The organism is Rhizobium sp. P28RR-XV (genome assembly GCF_012641385.1).
Classification (GTDB): domain Bacteria; phylum Pseudomonadota; class Alphaproteobacteria; order Rhizobiales; family Rhizobiaceae; genus Rhizobium.
Genome location: NZ_JABAIG010000014.1, coordinates 18,100 through 32,055 on the forward strand (window position 1 = coordinate 18,100; position 13,956 = coordinate 32,055).

Consider the following 13,956-nt stretch of genomic DNA (forward strand, 5'->3'; position numbering starts at 1 on the left):
AGCGATCCGCGTCAGTTCGCCTTAGGAAGCTGGATGAGGGTTTCAAGCTGATCCGCAGACAATGCCGTCGAGATGAACTTGAACTCGATGGCATCCGCCATCACCGCATCCAGGCCGGAAATGCGTTCGGGATTGACGTCTTCCTTGACCGCGAACTCGTCGCGAATGGTCTTGGCAATCTCTTCGGGGACACCTGCCCATGCGGCATAGGCCGAGAGCGCGGCGGGATCGGAGAAAAGCCAGTCCAAGGTTTCCTTGTATCCCTGCATATACCGGACCATGGCATCCGGACGTTTTTCCAGAGCGCCGGCATTCGCGACAAGCACGCGCACCGTCTGATCGCGGAAGCGTTTGACATCGCTACCGCGGGCGATGATGCGAATTTTGCCGGCCTTTGCTGCATCGAGGGCCACGGGCGGCGCCGACCAGCCGACGTCGATCTGGCCGCTCATCGTTTGTGTGAATGTGGAGGGCGGGCTGCCAGTCGCGACCGGCGAGAACTTCACCCCGGCCTCTTGTTGCAAGCCCAGCAACACGGCTTGGGTAGAGGATCCGCGAGTGGAGTAGGCCACGCTCTTTCCCTCGGCATCCTTCAGCGTCTTGATGGGCGATTCGGCCTTGACGTACCAAAATAGATCCGCCGCTCCTGTCATGGTCGCCCCGATGATGCGGATCGGCGCATGCTTCGAAAAGGCACCCATTACCCCGAGGGTTCCTACGCCGACGCCAATATCGGCGCTACCGGATATGACGGCCTGCTGGGTTTCGCCGCCGCCCTGGGTATAGATGATCTGGAGCTCGACGCCGTGCTTCTTAAAGAAGCCTGCCTGTTGGCCGAGTTCTGAGATCGAGTTTTCGAATACACCACGCTGGCCGATGGCGACGGTCAGCTTTTCTTGCGCCATAGCCTCGGCGGTGCCGATAGCGCTGACTGCTAAAGCAACCAGGCCGCCGATAAGATTGTGTTTTAACACGCCTTCCTCCTCCATTGTCACCGTTCAGTCAGTGGGCTGCGGCCTCCCTAAGCAGCGGCATCACTCTGTGGGCATGTTGCATTCGCCCGCATAGGCGTCTTGCAGATTCGTGGCGATCACGCCCCGGTAGGCGTTAACGAAACGCCCGGCGCTATCCTTCGCGATTTCCGTCAGATACGCGTTCTGTATCGGAAAATGGTTTTTGTTGAATCGGAACGAACCGCGGATGGACTCGAACTTGACGTCTTCCATGGCTTTCCTGAAGGCCGCCTTGTCCTCAATCTTGCCGCCAATGCTGGTAAGGGCAGCATCCAGCATCAGTACTGTGTCGTAGGCTAGTGCCGCGTAGGGCGATGGAATGCGTTTGTATTCCTTCTCAAAGTCGCTCGCGAAGCGCTTGCTGGCCGGATTATCCAGCGATTCGCTCCACAGGGCTGCGGCCTGCACACCGACCGCCGCCTCGCCAATTGCCGGCAGAACCGTCTGGTCGATGACATGAGAGCCGACGAACAATGGGATCTGGTCCTTGAGGCCTGCCTGGGCGTACTGCTTGACGAAGTTAATACCCATGCCGCCGGGATAGAAGAACATCACGGCTTTTGGTTTGGCCGCTCGGATCTGTGCAATCTCGGCCGCGTAGTCTAACTGCCCAAACGCGGTGTAGACTTCACCGCTGATTTTGCCCTTGAAATAACGCTTGAAGCCCGTGAGCATGTCTTTCCCGGCCGGATAGTTCGGCGCCATGATGTAGACGTCGTCCAGCTTAAGGTTTTGCATGTGAATCCCAATCGCCTCGTTCGTCTGGTCGTTCTGGAATGAGGCTGCGAAGAAATGCGGATGACATTGCTTGCCGGCATACTGATGCGGCCCCGCGTTGACGCTGACATAGAAAGCGCCGGCATCCAGAACCGGTTTTGCGACGGCCAGCAGAACGTTCGAAAAATTGATCCCCGTGACAATCTGCACACGGTCGCTCTCAATCATTTTGTCTGCCAGCTGGCGGCCGATATCAGGCTTGGCTTGATCATCGCCGTATACGATCTCGACATCGCGCGAACCAAGTTTTTGCTGTGTATGGCGCAGACCGAGCTTGAAGCCGTCTGAAAGCTCGGTTCCGAGCACACCCTGCGGCCCCGAAAATGTCGAGATAAAGCCGATCTTGATAGGCTCCTGCGCGAACACGGCAAATGGCAGCATGGCGAACACGGCGGCCATCGATAGAATTTTTTTCATTTTGTCCTCCTCCAAAGCCGGCCGCGGGGCGCCTCCACGCCCTTAGCTGCCTAGATCATCAACCATCCGGCAGCAGCGCATCACCGACGCCCGCTTGAGATTTCGGGGCCGCCGCGCTATCAGCGCGCCTGCGCTGCACGCACCTGCACATCCATTGTCCCGACATGCTCGATCGTGGCGTTGATCACGTCGCCGGGCACCACCGGCCCGACACCCTCCGGTGTGCCTGTCAGCAGGATATCGCCCGGCATCAACGTATAAAACGATGATGCATAGGCAATAAGGTCCGCCACGCCAATGACGAGGTCCCGTGTGTTGGCGTCCTGGCGCGTCTCGCCATTAACGCTCAGTTTGAGGCTGATTGCGTTCGGGTCGGGGATCTCGTCGGCCGTTACCAGCCAAGGGCCAAGCACGGTAAACGTATCGAGTGACTTGCGCAGGCTCCGCTCCTCGGGGCCACGTATCGTCATGTCGAGGCCGATCGCATAACCTGCCACGTAGTCAAGCGCCTCCTCCGCCGAAATGCGATCGGCAGCTTTGCTGATTATGACCGCTAGCTCGATCTCGTGGTCGTTGCGGCGCTCGGGATGTCGGATTTCCACCCCTTTGCTCGGTCCCTCAAGCGAACTCGTAGCCTTTAGAAAAAGGCCAACCTTCTGGATTTCGGCGATCTGGTTTTGGTGATGAATTTCCGGATCGGTGCGCGCCTCTTCGAGGTGCTTCTTGTAATTGACCGGAGCAGCCACAATCTTGCCGGGGTTGGCAACCGGGCTGAGCAAGGAAATCCCGCTCAGCGGAAAAGCCTCTGCCGTTTCGGCGACCGCCTCGATGCGCGGACGCAGGGTTCCAAGGTTGGCAATGACTTGGTCGACCGACGGCAAAGGGTATCTGTAGGAAGGCAGATCATCCAGCGCATCCGTAACGTCGAGAACCTCTGCTCCTCGAACAACGCCCAGCCTGCCCTCTCCAAAACGGCACAAACGCATAATTGATTTTCCTCCACTTGAGTTGTCGAACCGCGACAACCGGGAACAACAGCCGGGCTTTGCTGTGCAACGCGGCTGCAGCACCTCACCGACAGAGTACTGATTGTCCTTACCCTGTCAATGGGAACGCCCGAAAAATACGGCCGGTCGATGTTGCAGATCGGAAACGAAAGGCGTGCTGTGACAGCTTGGAGATTTCGCAAGCAATTCTGATCTTGCGGCTTCGTTGGTGGCTAAGGTACGGCTGGGACAGGCCCTCAAGCCGCGCGTGGCGCGGTTGCGATCTTATCGAGGAATTCAGAATGCGTTTGGGTTCAGGCGATGTCTGGCATCGTTTCGCGTGCGTGTATTCTCAGGGGCGCGCGGCTCAATTCGTTGTTGAGATCAACGATCCTAGCCAGGTACTTCATGAAGATTTCTTGCTCATCAGCCTTGAGGGGGGCTAGTATTCGCTCTTGAGCGCGACGTATGGCATCGCGTGTCTCATCAAGAATTTTTTCGCCCGCAGGCTCGATATAAAGCCGCTTGATCCGCATATTTTCTTTCGGGGTCACACGGGAAATCATGCGCCGCTCTTCCAGTACTCTCAGCATGGAGCCGACCGTCGATCTGTCGATAGCGATGCAGTTGACCAGCGTCCGCTGATCCATGCCCGGCCGATCCTTGATAGCCACCAGAGCGGCGAACTGGACCGGCGTGACATCCCAGTCACGGAATTCATCGAAAAAAATTGCAACCGCAATCTGCTGTGCTCGCCTGATCAGATGACCGGGCGCCGCATAAACGTCGGCAATGTCCATCAGGCTGGGCCGCGATTGATCCACGGTGTTCTTCGTTTTGCGATTTGCAGCTTTGACCATGCTTATTTCATCCGTATTTGCCGGCACCCGGTCAGATAATGATCTGCACACAGAAGACTATGCCAAACTTGCCGTGCCTCTCTCAAAAACGCAAGCCGCATTGCCTTTGCGCCACAGAGTTTCGGTCGCCACACTTTTCACTCGGATTGACTTTGCCGATTGAGAGCTCGCTAGCGTTGACAAAAACTATTGACAGTACACGGACTGTCCGCGTACATCTTGAAGTGAACATCTAAGGCTGGGATGACGCGCCGCGGCCCAGTGGGATTGGCATGCATGTGCTTGCCGAGTGGCGGGACCCGGAGATTTCGCACTTCGGATCGACCCCAGGCGCCTCGAGCGAGGTCAATCTGAAGCATGACGGATAAATAAGCAGCCCGCGACGCGCTTCTGACGGCGCAGGATGGCGGGACGACTTCATATGTTTCAAGGGAGGAGACAAAGATGGCAAGGATAACGAGCTGCGAGCGCATGCTCATCGGTGGAGAATTGGTCGAAAGCGCAAGCGGCGGCTGGATGGACTCCGTGAGCCCAGTGACGGAGGAGGTCATCGGGCGTGTCCCTGTCGCGACGGCCGAAGACGTGGAGCGGGCCGTCGTGGCAGCCGAAAATGCCTGGCCGGAATGGGCGGCCATGACGCCCATGCAACGCGCCGAGATCATGAACCGTTTTGCCGATCGCCTAGCCGACCGCGCCCAGGAGATCCTCGAAGTTGAGGTTGCCGACACCGGTAACACGATCCGGCCGATGCGGGCCATCGACGTGCCGACGGCCGTGGAAAGCCTGCGCTATTACGCAGGTCTCGCGTCCGACCTTCGCGGGGAGACAATCCCTGCCACGACGCGTCACCTGCACCTGACCCTACATGAGCCATATGGCGTCGTGGCACGGATCGCGCCTTTCAATCATCCTGTCATGTTCGCGGTGGCCCGAACCGCTGCGGCACTGGCCGTTGGCAATGCGGTCATCGTCAAGCCGCCGGAAACCTCGCCGCTTTCTGCGATGATCCTTGCGGAGGTTGCCCGGGACGTCCTGCCGCCGGGTGTCTTCAACATCGTAACGGGCGACGGCGCGGGCGCCGGTGACCTGATCGTCAGGCATCCTCGTATCAAGCGTATCGCCTTCATCGGGTCGCCGCATACGGGTCGTGCCATCCAGCGGGCTGCCGCCGAGGTGGCCGTCAAGCACATCACGCTGGAACTCGGCGGCAAGAATCCGATGATCGTTTTCCCAGACTGCGACCCGGATGAGGTGGCCGCCGCGGCCGTGTTCGGCATGAATTTCTCTTGGCAAGGGCAATCCTGCGGCTCGCTGAGCCGGTTGCTGCTGCATGAGGATATCCATGACCGCGTTCTCGAAGCGGTGGTGGAGCGCGTCCGCAAGCTGCGCATGGGCAACCCGTTGAGCGACGAGACAGATGTCGGTCCGGTCAACTCCAAAGCGCATTACGACCGGATCCTCGGTCACATTGCCAATGCCAATAGCGACGGGATCCGGCGTTTGGCAGGCGGCGGACGGCCGGACGGAACGGGCTTCGAGAAGGGCTATTGGATCGAGCCCACAGTCTATTCCGGCGTGACGCCCGATACGCGGCTCTGGCAGCAGGAAATCTTCGGGCCGGTGATGGCCGTCGGCAGATGGCATGACTTCGAGCAGGCTGTCGAAATGGCTAACTCGACCGAATACGGACTGACTGGCGCAGTCTGGACCAACGATATCCGCAACGCCATGCGGATGGCACGCCGCATTCGCTCGGGCCATATCTGGATCAACGGCTCTAGTTCGCATTTCATCGGCGTACCCTTCGGAGGCATGAAGTCGAGTGGCGTCGGCCGAGAGGAAGGTCGGGAGGAGATGTACAGTTACACCGAAACCAAGACCATCAACGTGATCCTCTGAGATGTCGATGAGCCAGAACCTAACCAAGAAAGTCGCTACCTACGGCTCCGACGTGTTCGCCGAAACCCTTCGCGACCTCGACTTGCGCTACATTGCGCTCAACCCCGGTGCGAGCTATCGTGGACTTCACGATAGCCTGGTCAACTTCACGGGCGGGAATCCGGAAATCCTCCTTTGTGTCCATGAGGAAGCGGCTGTTGCGATCGCCCATGGCTGGGCAAAGGTCACCGGCAAGCCGATGGCCGTTGCTCTCCACTCCAATGTCGGCCTCCTGCATGGATCCATGGGCATCTTCAACGCCTTCTGCGACCGTGTACCGATGGTGGTTGTTGGTGCCACTGGTCCTCTCGACGCTGCGAAACGACGGCCCTGGATCGAATGGATCCACACATCCCAGGATCAGGGAAGCGTGGTGCGCGATTTCGTCAAATGGGACGACCAGCCCGGCAGCATCAGCGCCGGCCGCGATGCCCTTATCCAGGGCGCCGCGATCGCCGGCACTGCGCCTCGTGGTCCCGTGTATATTAACCTCGATGCCACATTGCAGGAGCAAGAGCTTTCCGAACCGCTGCCGGTTGCGGATTTTTCGCGTCGACGCGCCCCAAAATCGCCTGCACCAGATCCCGATCTTGTCAGGCAGGCCTTCGGCATCCTTTCCGGCGCAACGAATATTGTCGTGATGGCCGGAAGGCTCTCGCGCGATGACGATGACTGGAACCGACGGATCGGGCTGGTTGAGCGACTGTCCGCCCGGCTCCTGGCGGATTTCAAGATTGGCTCGGTCTTCCCGTCGACGCATCCTGCGGTCGTTAGCTGCGCCGGCTTTTTCCTTGACGCCCCCAGCAAGGAGGCACTCAAGTCGGCGGATGTCATCGTCAATCTCGACTGGATCGATTTCGGCGGCACGCTCAAATCGGTTCTCGGCGACGGACCTTTGGCACAACGCATCATCAGCGCATCCCTTGACACGCACGCCCACCGCGGCTGGTCGAAGGATGGCGGCGCGCCTTATCCTAGCGACATCACGTTTTTGAACGAACCGGATCAGGTGGTAAAGGCACTCGCCGAAGCGCTTGGTGCCGAGCCCGCGCCCGCTGTTCCCGCGCCTGAAGCGTTCGGAGCCGAGGCGCCCGAAGGCCAACTGGCCCCAAAGGACATTGCGACCGTGCTGCGCAAGGCGCTTTCGGACCGACGGACGAGCCTCGTGCGCAATCCGCTCAGTTGGACGGGAGCCGACTGGCCCATGGATCATTCCCTTTCGGCGCTCGGTTATGATGGTGGCGGCGGCATCGGTTCGGGATGTGGGATGGCCGTCGGCTCAGCTCTGGCCTTGCGCGATCTCGGTACCGGCCTCCTACCCGTTGCAGCAATCGGCGACGGCGACTTCCTAATGAACGCCTCGGCTCTGTGGACAGGCGTCAAGCACGCGGTTCCGCTTCTGATGATCGTCCTCAACAACCGGTCATTCTATAATGACGAAGTTCATCAGGAGACGGTTGCCAAACATCGCGGCCGCCCTGCGGAAAACAAGCATATTGGCATCGGCATGACCGGACCCGACATCGACATCAGTGCGATCGCGAGAGGATTCGGAGCCTGGAGCCCCGGCCTTCTGCAGGGTGCAGCCGCCCTCGAGGCCGCCATCAGAGAGGCAATCGATATCGTTGATCAGGGTGGCACAGCCGTCCTCGAGGTCGATACCGCGAAGGGCTATTCGCCGGCGATGTCGAACGCATTGAGGAGCGGATCCTAATTTCATTTTCCACATACGCATATGACTTCAACGCAGGAGCCATGGGAGGGCGAAATGCAATCGAGGACAGGTGGTACCGAAAATCACGGAATAAGCAGGAGACGCGCGATAGTCACGCTGGCACTAGGAGGTCCGGCGTTTGCCATCATCTCCCGCCAAGCATGGGCGCAGGAATCCCAGATCAAGATCGCCATCGGCCAGCGCGGGAACTGGGATTCATCGGTTTGCGAGATGGGCCAGAATGCCGGGATATTCAAGCGCCACGGCATTGCCCTCGGGATCACCTATACGCAAGGCGGCGGTGAAACGATCCAAGCCGTCATGTCACAAAGCGTCGACATGGGGGCAGCGGCAGGGACCCTCGGCGTGCTCGGCGCGATCGCGAAAGGCGCTCCCCTGCGGATCATCGGCGGCGAGATGACCGGCGTCAACGAGATGTATTGGTACGTGAAAAAATCCTCTCCGATCAAGTCGATGAAGGATCTCGATGGCAAGACCGTTGGCTTTTCGACGATCGGGTCGTCGACCCATCAGGCGGCATTGAACTTGCAGGCTCAGGAAAACCCGAGCATGCAACTCGTCGCAAGCGGTGCGTTGCCGACGACTTTTACGCAGGTCATGTCCGGCCAAATTGACGTCGGCTGGAGCTCCGCACCATTCGGTCTTGACCGTATGGACAGCGATATCCGTGAGCTGTTCCGGGGCGACGGGGCGACGTCTATGCGAGATCAGACTGTGCGCAGCTTCATCTGCCACGCACGTGGTCTCGAAACACGAAGGGAGGAGTTTACGCGCTTCTTCGCAGCCTATCGGGAAACGTTGGACTGGCTCTATTCCAGCAATGAGGCTGTCGAAACCTACGCTAAATTTGCGGGTATCTCCGACAAGGCGGCCATGCGAACACGCAACGATTATTTCCCAAAGGCTGCTCTGGACCCAAGCCGCTTTACTGCGATCGACAAGCTCGTCGCCGACGGGGTCAAGTTTAAGTTCCTTGCGAACCCGCTGACTGAAGCTCAGCTGCGCGAAGGTGTGCAGATCATCGCCACGGCGAACTAACTCGCACGGGATGGTTGCGTCCCAGCCGAACGGCTGTGGGCGCTACCACAGATCCCCGACATTGAAGACGTTACACGTCGGCCTGTTTTAGTCGAGCCCTGGTCTTATCCAGCACTTCGCATATCACGATCGTTCAGCATAAGGGTGTTCAGGTCGGCAGGTTTTTCAAGATACTCGCGTCAGATTCGACCAGTACCGCGATCATGGACGGCTCCGTGGCCCACACCGGCCGAGAACGGTTTGTCAGGCATGCTGCACGACGCCAGCTATGTACGGCCACCGGGGCACCTTCCGCATGATCAGCGGCAAGAAACTAGTCTTGCACATGCGCTCGCTAACCTTGTGTCGGTCACACTCACACCCATTTAAGCGGAAGTTCCAACCATCCTCTCTGTCGAGATATTCAAAACATCGGTCATCCCGTTGTTCAATCAGGTTTGCATGCCCCCGATCGACGGTGGTCATCCGTGTCGCCTTCTTACCACCCGGTTCTCGCGTGGCACACCAGATGCACTGGAGGCGAGATCGAGGAAGGAACGCGGCCCTCTACAAAAAAACCGATATTTGCCGATCAACGCTTCTCAACTGCCAGCTTGTTAAGCAGCGCATTCAGGAGAGCGGCAACGCAAAAGACAAAGATCAACAGCGCGTACATGGCCGGCATGTCGAAACGCGAATAGCTGTTGATGATCATGAAGCCCAGACCCTGGCTGGCCAGTTTGGTCTCCGCAAGAAGGACTCCGATAATAGCGACACCCAAGCCAAGCCGGACACCATTGATCGCGGGAGCCCGCATTGCAGGAAGATAGATCTTCGTGACCATCTGCCATGGATTTGCGTGAAAGCTTATTCCGACGCGGATAAGGACTTTATCGATCTGGCGCATGCCGGCGGCGACGCTAAGCGCAATCGGAAAAAAACACGACAGGAAGCCCATGGCAACCTTGGAGCCAGGACCGACGCCAAACCACATGATCATGATGGGGAAGAAGATGATCTTCGGCGTCGGCGCCAAATAGTGGACATACGGCTCGTAGGCGGATCCGAGAAACCGGCTGCCGCCGAGAACGAAGCCAACCGCCAGACCTGCTAGCCCGCCGACGACGAGGGCCGATAGAACCTCGATGCCCGTCACCGCAAGGTTGGCATAGAACTCAGGCTGGACAATTAAGCCCATAAAGGCGCGCGCGATCAGGAAGGTCGAGGGAACGACATCCTTGAACAAGAGCCCTGACGCGGCTACGGCCTCCCATAGAATTAGAACGCCAAGCGCGAGCGCAATCTGTACAACCGTGATGTAATCCCTTTTGCCGGTGGAGTGAACAGCGCTCAGTTTTTCGGTCGTAGCCATGACTCAACGCTCTCCAGAATCGTGAAAAAAGCAATGCTGATGAAGACGACGAAGACGATCGCCGCATATGTTCCGGCAAGTTCGTAGCGCTCAGCCAGTTCGTTAATCAGCTGGCCGAGGCCTCCGAAGTTGATAAGGAACTCGACCCCCACGATGGTGATCATCGTAAAGATCAACCCTAAGCGCAGGCCGGTGAAAATGGTCGGGACGGCAGCTGGAAACTGTATTTTCCAAAACTGCTGCTGCGGGGTGAGATTGAAGCTTCGCCCGACGTTAAGCAGCGAACCCCTGACCCCCGACATTCCCTCGATCGTCTTGAGTATGACCGGCGCAAGGCCTGCCACGAACCCAATCATGATAATGGTCAACGCGTTGCGGCCAAAGATCACCATGAAAAGCGGATAGGCCAATACGATGGGCGCGGCCGCGAAGGCGGCGATGAAGGTCTCGGTGGCTCGCTTCAGCGTCTGGAGGCGATCAAGCAACACGCCGATCGATATGCCGAAGACCGCCACAAGAGCACCCGCGGCGAGAACTTCACCGAACGTCAGCAGAATGCGGCTCAACAGGTTTTCCTCGGTGATCACCTGCCGGAAGCCGAATAGGATATCGGATGGCAACGGTACAACGTACTGGCTGATCAGGCCGATGCGGATCGCGCCCTCGATGACGAAAGCCATCGCAAGAAAACTGGCGATACCCGTGAAGCGCGGGCCTAAAAACTTGAGGCTCATAACACCCTCTCAATCCTCGCGTCCACGTGCTTCTGAATCTGTCATGCCGCGGCTTGCCTCGTCACGCAAGTCATTCCATATGGCTGCCACATAACGACCGAAAGCATCGCTGCTGACCACTTCGGACGTCCTCGGCCTGGGGAGATCGATATCGATGATGCGCTTCACCTTGCCTGGCCGATAGGTCATGATCACGACCCGGTCGGAGAGCTGGACGGCCTCTGTGATGCTGTGCGTGATCAGCAGAGTTGTCTGCATCAACTCCTGCTGGATCTGCAGCACCTTGCCTCCCAGAAGCAGCCGGGTCTGCTCGTCAAGCGCACCGAAAGGCTCGTCCATAAGCAGGATCTTTGGCTGGAATGCCAGTGTGCGGGCTATCGCCACCCGTTGTCGCATGCCGCCGGACAGTTCTGAGGGGAAGCGTTTCTCAAAACCGTCGAGGCCAACCATTTGAATGAAACGCCGCGCACGAGCATAGCGCTCCTCCTTGGCGATACCCTGTATCTCGAGTGGAAACGCCACATTGTCGAGGACAGTCCTCCATGGGAAGGTTGATTCTTCTTGGAATACCATTCCGATGCCGGGGTGAGGTCCGGAGATCTGTTCGCCTCCAACCGCCACCTCACCATCATATCCGCGCAGCAGTCCGCCGACGATGTTGAAAAGCGTCGACTTCCCGCAACCCGAAGGCCCGATAATCGAGACAAATTCACCCGGAGCCATGTCGAAAGATATGCCGTCTACCGCCTTGATCGCGCCTTCGCGCGTATTGAAGCCCATGACTATATGTTTGATCGTCAGTACCGGTTGCGCAGATCGCACCGTATCGGACGCACGGAGCTTTGGTCCTTCAGAGCCAGTCATCATGTCTCTCCTCCAAAACTATTGGACTTGCGTGCCACCCGCCTCCCCCAACACAATGGCAGCCTCCGCTTCCGCCGTGTGACTCTCACTAGGATATGGAATTTGGCGTGAGGCTTGCGCCCAATCTCAGCTATCTCCCGCATCCGACTTCCGGTAGGACCGGAACGTCAGAATACTGACGAAGAGTTGTTGACAAACAGTACTCTGTCAATCAGTTTTTTAATCCGAAGGTTACGGCCGCCATCAATTCATATGCGCATTACCCGTGCGACATCGAAAACCAGGGCTGTTTGGGAGGAAATAATGGTCTGTGCATGTACTTCAGGCGCGGAAGCCGGATCCGCTTCGCAAGTTGACGACAGAGGTGATCCCACGGAGCGTCCAGACATCGAACTGGTTCGGGAACTGGCGATCGCAAACAGAATCCTTTTTCAACAAGGCGTCCTAGATGCATTCGGCCATGTGAGCGTTCGACACGACAAGCGACCTGACCGGTTTCTGCTGGCCCGCAACATGGCGCCGGCGCTCGTAACCGAAGGCGACATCGTAGAATTCGATCTCGCCGGCAATCCCGTCGACGCAGCGGGCCGACCGGTCTATCTGGAACGGTTTATTCATAGCGAGGTCTATAAGGCTCGTCCGGACGTAATTGCAGTTGTTCACAGTCATTCGCCATCTGTGGTTCCCTTTGGCGTGGTCAAGAGCGTCCCCTTCCGGGCGGTCTGCCATATGAGCGGCTTCATTGGCGACAGCACGCCGATCTTCGAGATCCGGGAGGTTTGTGGCGACGGAAGCGATCTGCTTGTTCGCAACGGGCAGCAGGGAGCCGCGTTGGCAACAACGCTCGGTTCGAGAAATGTCGTCCTCATGCGCGGACACGGATCAACTGTAGTCGGTTCAACGCTCCGTCAGGCCGTATTCCGAGCCGTATACACGGAAACCAACGCGAAACTTCAGTCGGAAGCGCTGCGACTCGGGACGGTTACATATCTGTCGGCAGCAGAAGGCGAGGCAACGGATGTTTCTGTTTCAAGCCAGATCGACCGGGCTTGGAACTTGTGGCGAGAGGAAGCGGTGGCGACGTGGCGAGCATCAGCAGCCCTCGCCAGCGCCGAAGCTTGTTCGACGGGATGAAACTCAATGTCGATCGAGGGACCGCTTCAGCCGCTCAGAGGCCGAATGCGTTGCCTTAATGAGCCCCGGTGCCAGCGAGGTTCTGCAGTCGGAGGCTTCGATCCAGATCGCGCGCGCTCCCCTGATCCCAGATTTCCTACTCTCCACGTATCCGGAATGGTCGGCCGTCGAGGAAGTTCTCGAGGAGTTCGACGCATGGGAGGCGGAACACATGCACGATAATCAACTCCACTAGATTAGAGCCACCACGCCTCGCGCCGTTCGGGTTGTAGAGCCTCCTCCGGAGTGGGCCCTTGTCCAGCACCTTGCACCTCCGTTGAACCCTCACGGCTTCGGCGTGTGCGCGTGACGGTCCTTCGCGCGATCGGCGAAAGTTCGCAAGCCAGGCCGCGCAGACTTGGCGCGTTGTAATCCGTCCGGAGGGAGCAAATGGGCTATGCCCCTTCTCTCCCCTAAACAGGCCTCCGCTCAGGCGGTTCCGCGCGAAGCGTATGGTGCCCCTCCAGCCCACCGCTCGCGCTGGCCCGGGAAGCAGGACGTGGCTCTGCTTCCCGGGCGCGCTGGATGGGAAGTAACGAGGACAGATGTACAGCGCGCCGGTATCGGCGCTGAGCGCATAGAGGCGGGCATCGACCGTCGAGGCGATGATGCGGCGCGGGCACTCGGCCGCGGCGGCAGCAGTCGCTGCCTGCTGATCAGGCGCGATGTCGGCTGGAGCAGCATAAGCCGTCGAATCATTCCACGACACGCCGCGGCAGGTCTGGTGCTGATAGAACGGGTCGCGCTTCATCATCGGGTCGAACGACCAGCCAACCTTGCCGGTTTGCGGCTCGAGCGACTGGATGACGTTGTGCGGCGTGCAGAAATGGAGCGCGCCGTTCACTTTGATCGGCGTTGCTTCGAACGTGTATTCGGAGGAGTCTCGATCGGCCTTGCGCAGATCGCCGGTATGGTGTTCTCAGGCAACCTTCAGCCCCTTGACGTTGTCGATATTGACATCCTTCAGGGCCGCTGGCCGAGATTGGTGCCTCCATATGCCGCCCAGTCGTCGGCAGGGTAGGCAATGCCGCTTGGATCGGTAGCGACGTCGGCAGACGCCGATGTGGTCC

At 58.7% G+C, this 13,956-nt stretch carries 13 protein-coding genes; 6 read left to right on the forward strand and 7 right to left on the reverse strand.

Annotated features, from left to right (window positions below; genetic code table 11):
* Positions 1-11: 11 nt before the first annotated feature.
* The 4 genes from HGP12_RS26410 to HGP12_RS26425 form a co-directional block, all read right to left on the reverse strand.
* Entirely contained in the window at positions 12-989 is a 978-nt protein-coding gene (locus HGP12_RS26410; protein WP_168879666.1) for an ABC transporter substrate-binding protein, read from the reverse strand.
* 45 nt (positions 990-1,034) lie between these two features.
* Entirely contained in the window at positions 1,035-2,207 is a 1,173-nt protein-coding gene (locus HGP12_RS26415; protein WP_168879667.1) for an ABC transporter substrate-binding protein, read from the reverse strand.
* A gap of 119 nt (positions 2,208-2,326) precedes the next feature.
* Entirely contained in the window at positions 2,327-3,232 is a 906-nt protein-coding gene (locus HGP12_RS26420) for a fumarylacetoacetate hydrolase family protein (protein ID WP_246703537.1), read from the reverse strand.
* 275 nt (positions 3,233-3,507) lie between these two features.
* Positions 3,508-4,053 carry a MarR family winged helix-turn-helix transcriptional regulator gene (locus HGP12_RS26425; protein ID WP_246703538.1) on the reverse strand — a complete coding sequence of 182 codons (546 nt, stop codon included), beginning with the start codon at positions 4,051-4,053 and terminating at the stop codon, positions 3,508-3,510.
* A 444-nt stretch (positions 4,054-4,497) separates the two neighbouring features.
* Between HGP12_RS26425 and HGP12_RS26430 the strand changes: the two genes are divergently transcribed.
* Genes HGP12_RS26430 through HGP12_RS26440 form a run of 3 tightly spaced genes read left to right on the forward strand, consistent with a single transcriptional unit; the run spans position 4,498 to position 8,764 of the window.
* Positions 4,498-5,952: an aldehyde dehydrogenase family protein gene (locus tag HGP12_RS26430; protein ID WP_168879668.1), complete on the forward strand. Its 1,455-nt coding sequence runs from the start codon at positions 4,498-4,500 to the stop codon at positions 5,950-5,952.
* A 7-nt stretch (positions 5,953-5,959) separates the two neighbouring features.
* The gene (locus HGP12_RS26435) at positions 5,960-7,705 is read left to right on the forward strand and encodes a thiamine pyrophosphate-binding protein (protein ID WP_168879669.1); all 1,746 of its coding nucleotides are present in this window, start codon (positions 5,960-5,962) and stop codon (positions 7,703-7,705) included.
* A 54-nt stretch (positions 7,706-7,759) separates the two neighbouring features.
* Positions 7,760-8,764 (forward strand): ABC transporter substrate-binding protein, encoded by a 1,005-nt coding sequence (locus HGP12_RS26440; protein WP_168879670.1) that lies wholly within the window; start codon positions 7,760-7,762, stop codon positions 8,762-8,764.
* 571 nt (positions 8,765-9,335) lie between these two features.
* Here the strand turns inward: HGP12_RS26440 and HGP12_RS26445 are convergent.
* Genes HGP12_RS26445 through HGP12_RS26455 form a run of 3 tightly spaced genes read right to left on the reverse strand, consistent with a single transcriptional unit; the run spans position 9,336 to position 11,716 of the window.
* Complete coding sequence (locus HGP12_RS26445; RefSeq protein WP_168879671.1) at positions 9,336-10,115, reverse strand: ABC transporter permease; 780 nt, start codon at positions 10,113-10,115, stop codon at positions 9,336-9,338.
* On the reverse strand, positions 10,094-10,849 hold the full coding sequence (locus HGP12_RS26450) for an ABC transporter permease (protein WP_168879672.1): 756 nt from the start codon (positions 10,847-10,849) through the stop codon (positions 10,094-10,096). The genes HGP12_RS26445 and HGP12_RS26450 overlap by 22 nt, the downstream gene beginning before the upstream one ends.
* A 9-nt stretch (positions 10,850-10,858) precedes the next feature.
* Positions 10,859-11,716, reverse strand: coding sequence for an ABC transporter ATP-binding protein (locus HGP12_RS26455; protein WP_168879673.1), 858 nt, complete (start codon positions 11,714-11,716; stop codon positions 10,859-10,861).
* Between the two features lie 300 nt (positions 11,717-12,016).
* Here HGP12_RS26455 and HGP12_RS26460 point away from each other — a divergent pair, with 300 nt between their 5' ends.
* The 3 genes from HGP12_RS26460 (at position 12,017) to HGP12_RS26470 (ending at position 13,907) form a co-directional block, all read left to right on the forward strand.
* Positions 12,017-12,847: a class II aldolase/adducin family protein gene (locus HGP12_RS26460; protein ID WP_168879674.1), complete on the forward strand. Its 831-nt coding sequence runs from the start codon at positions 12,017-12,019 to the stop codon at positions 12,845-12,847.
* 58 nt (positions 12,848-12,905) lie between these two features.
* Positions 12,906-13,082 (forward strand): hypothetical protein, encoded by a 177-nt coding sequence (locus HGP12_RS26465; RefSeq protein WP_168879675.1) that lies wholly within the window; start codon positions 12,906-12,908, stop codon positions 13,080-13,082.
* Between the two features lie 303 nt (positions 13,083-13,385).
* Positions 13,386-13,907 (forward strand): hypothetical protein, encoded by a 522-nt coding sequence (locus HGP12_RS26470; protein WP_168879676.1) that lies wholly within the window; start codon positions 13,386-13,388, stop codon positions 13,905-13,907.
* The last annotated feature ends 49 nt before the right edge of the window (positions 13,908-13,956 follow it).

Bases quoted from the DNA above. Each gene is read 5' to 3' on its own strand.
- HGP12_RS26410 (WP_168879666.1), bottom strand. From the start codon at position 989: ATGGAGGAGGAAGGCGTGTTAAAACACAATCTTATCGGCGGCCTGGTT.
- HGP12_RS26415 (WP_168879667.1), bottom strand. From the start codon at position 2,207: ATGAAAAAAATTCTATCGATGGCCGCCGTGTTCGCCATGCTGCCATTT.
- HGP12_RS26425 (WP_246703538.1), bottom strand. From the start codon at position 4,053: ATGGTCAAAGCTGCAAATCGCAAAACGAAGAACACCGTGGATCAATCG.
- HGP12_RS26430 (WP_168879668.1), top strand. From the start codon at position 4,498: ATGGCAAGGATAACGAGCTGCGAGCGCATGCTCATCGGTGGAGAATTG.
- HGP12_RS26435 (WP_168879669.1), top strand. From the start codon at position 5,960: ATGAGCCAGAACCTAACCAAGAAAGTCGCTACCTACGGCTCCGACGTG.
- HGP12_RS26440 (WP_168879670.1), top strand. From the start codon at position 7,760: ATGCAATCGAGGACAGGTGGTACCGAAAATCACGGAATAAGCAGGAGA.
- HGP12_RS26445 (WP_168879671.1), bottom strand. From the start codon at position 10,115: ATGGCTACGACCGAAAAACTGAGCGCTGTTCACTCCACCGGCAAAAGG.
- HGP12_RS26450 (WP_168879672.1), bottom strand. From the start codon at position 10,849: ATGAGCCTCAAGTTTTTAGGCCCGCGCTTCACGGGTATCGCCAGTTTT.
- HGP12_RS26455 (WP_168879673.1), bottom strand. From the start codon at position 11,716: ATGATGACTGGCTCTGAAGGACCAAAGCTCCGTGCGTCCGATACGGTG.
- HGP12_RS26460 (WP_168879674.1), top strand. From the start codon at position 12,017: ATGGTCTGTGCATGTACTTCAGGCGCGGAAGCCGGATCCGCTTCGCAA.
- HGP12_RS26465 (WP_168879675.1), top strand. From the start codon at position 12,906: ATGAGCCCCGGTGCCAGCGAGGTTCTGCAGTCGGAGGCTTCGATCCAG.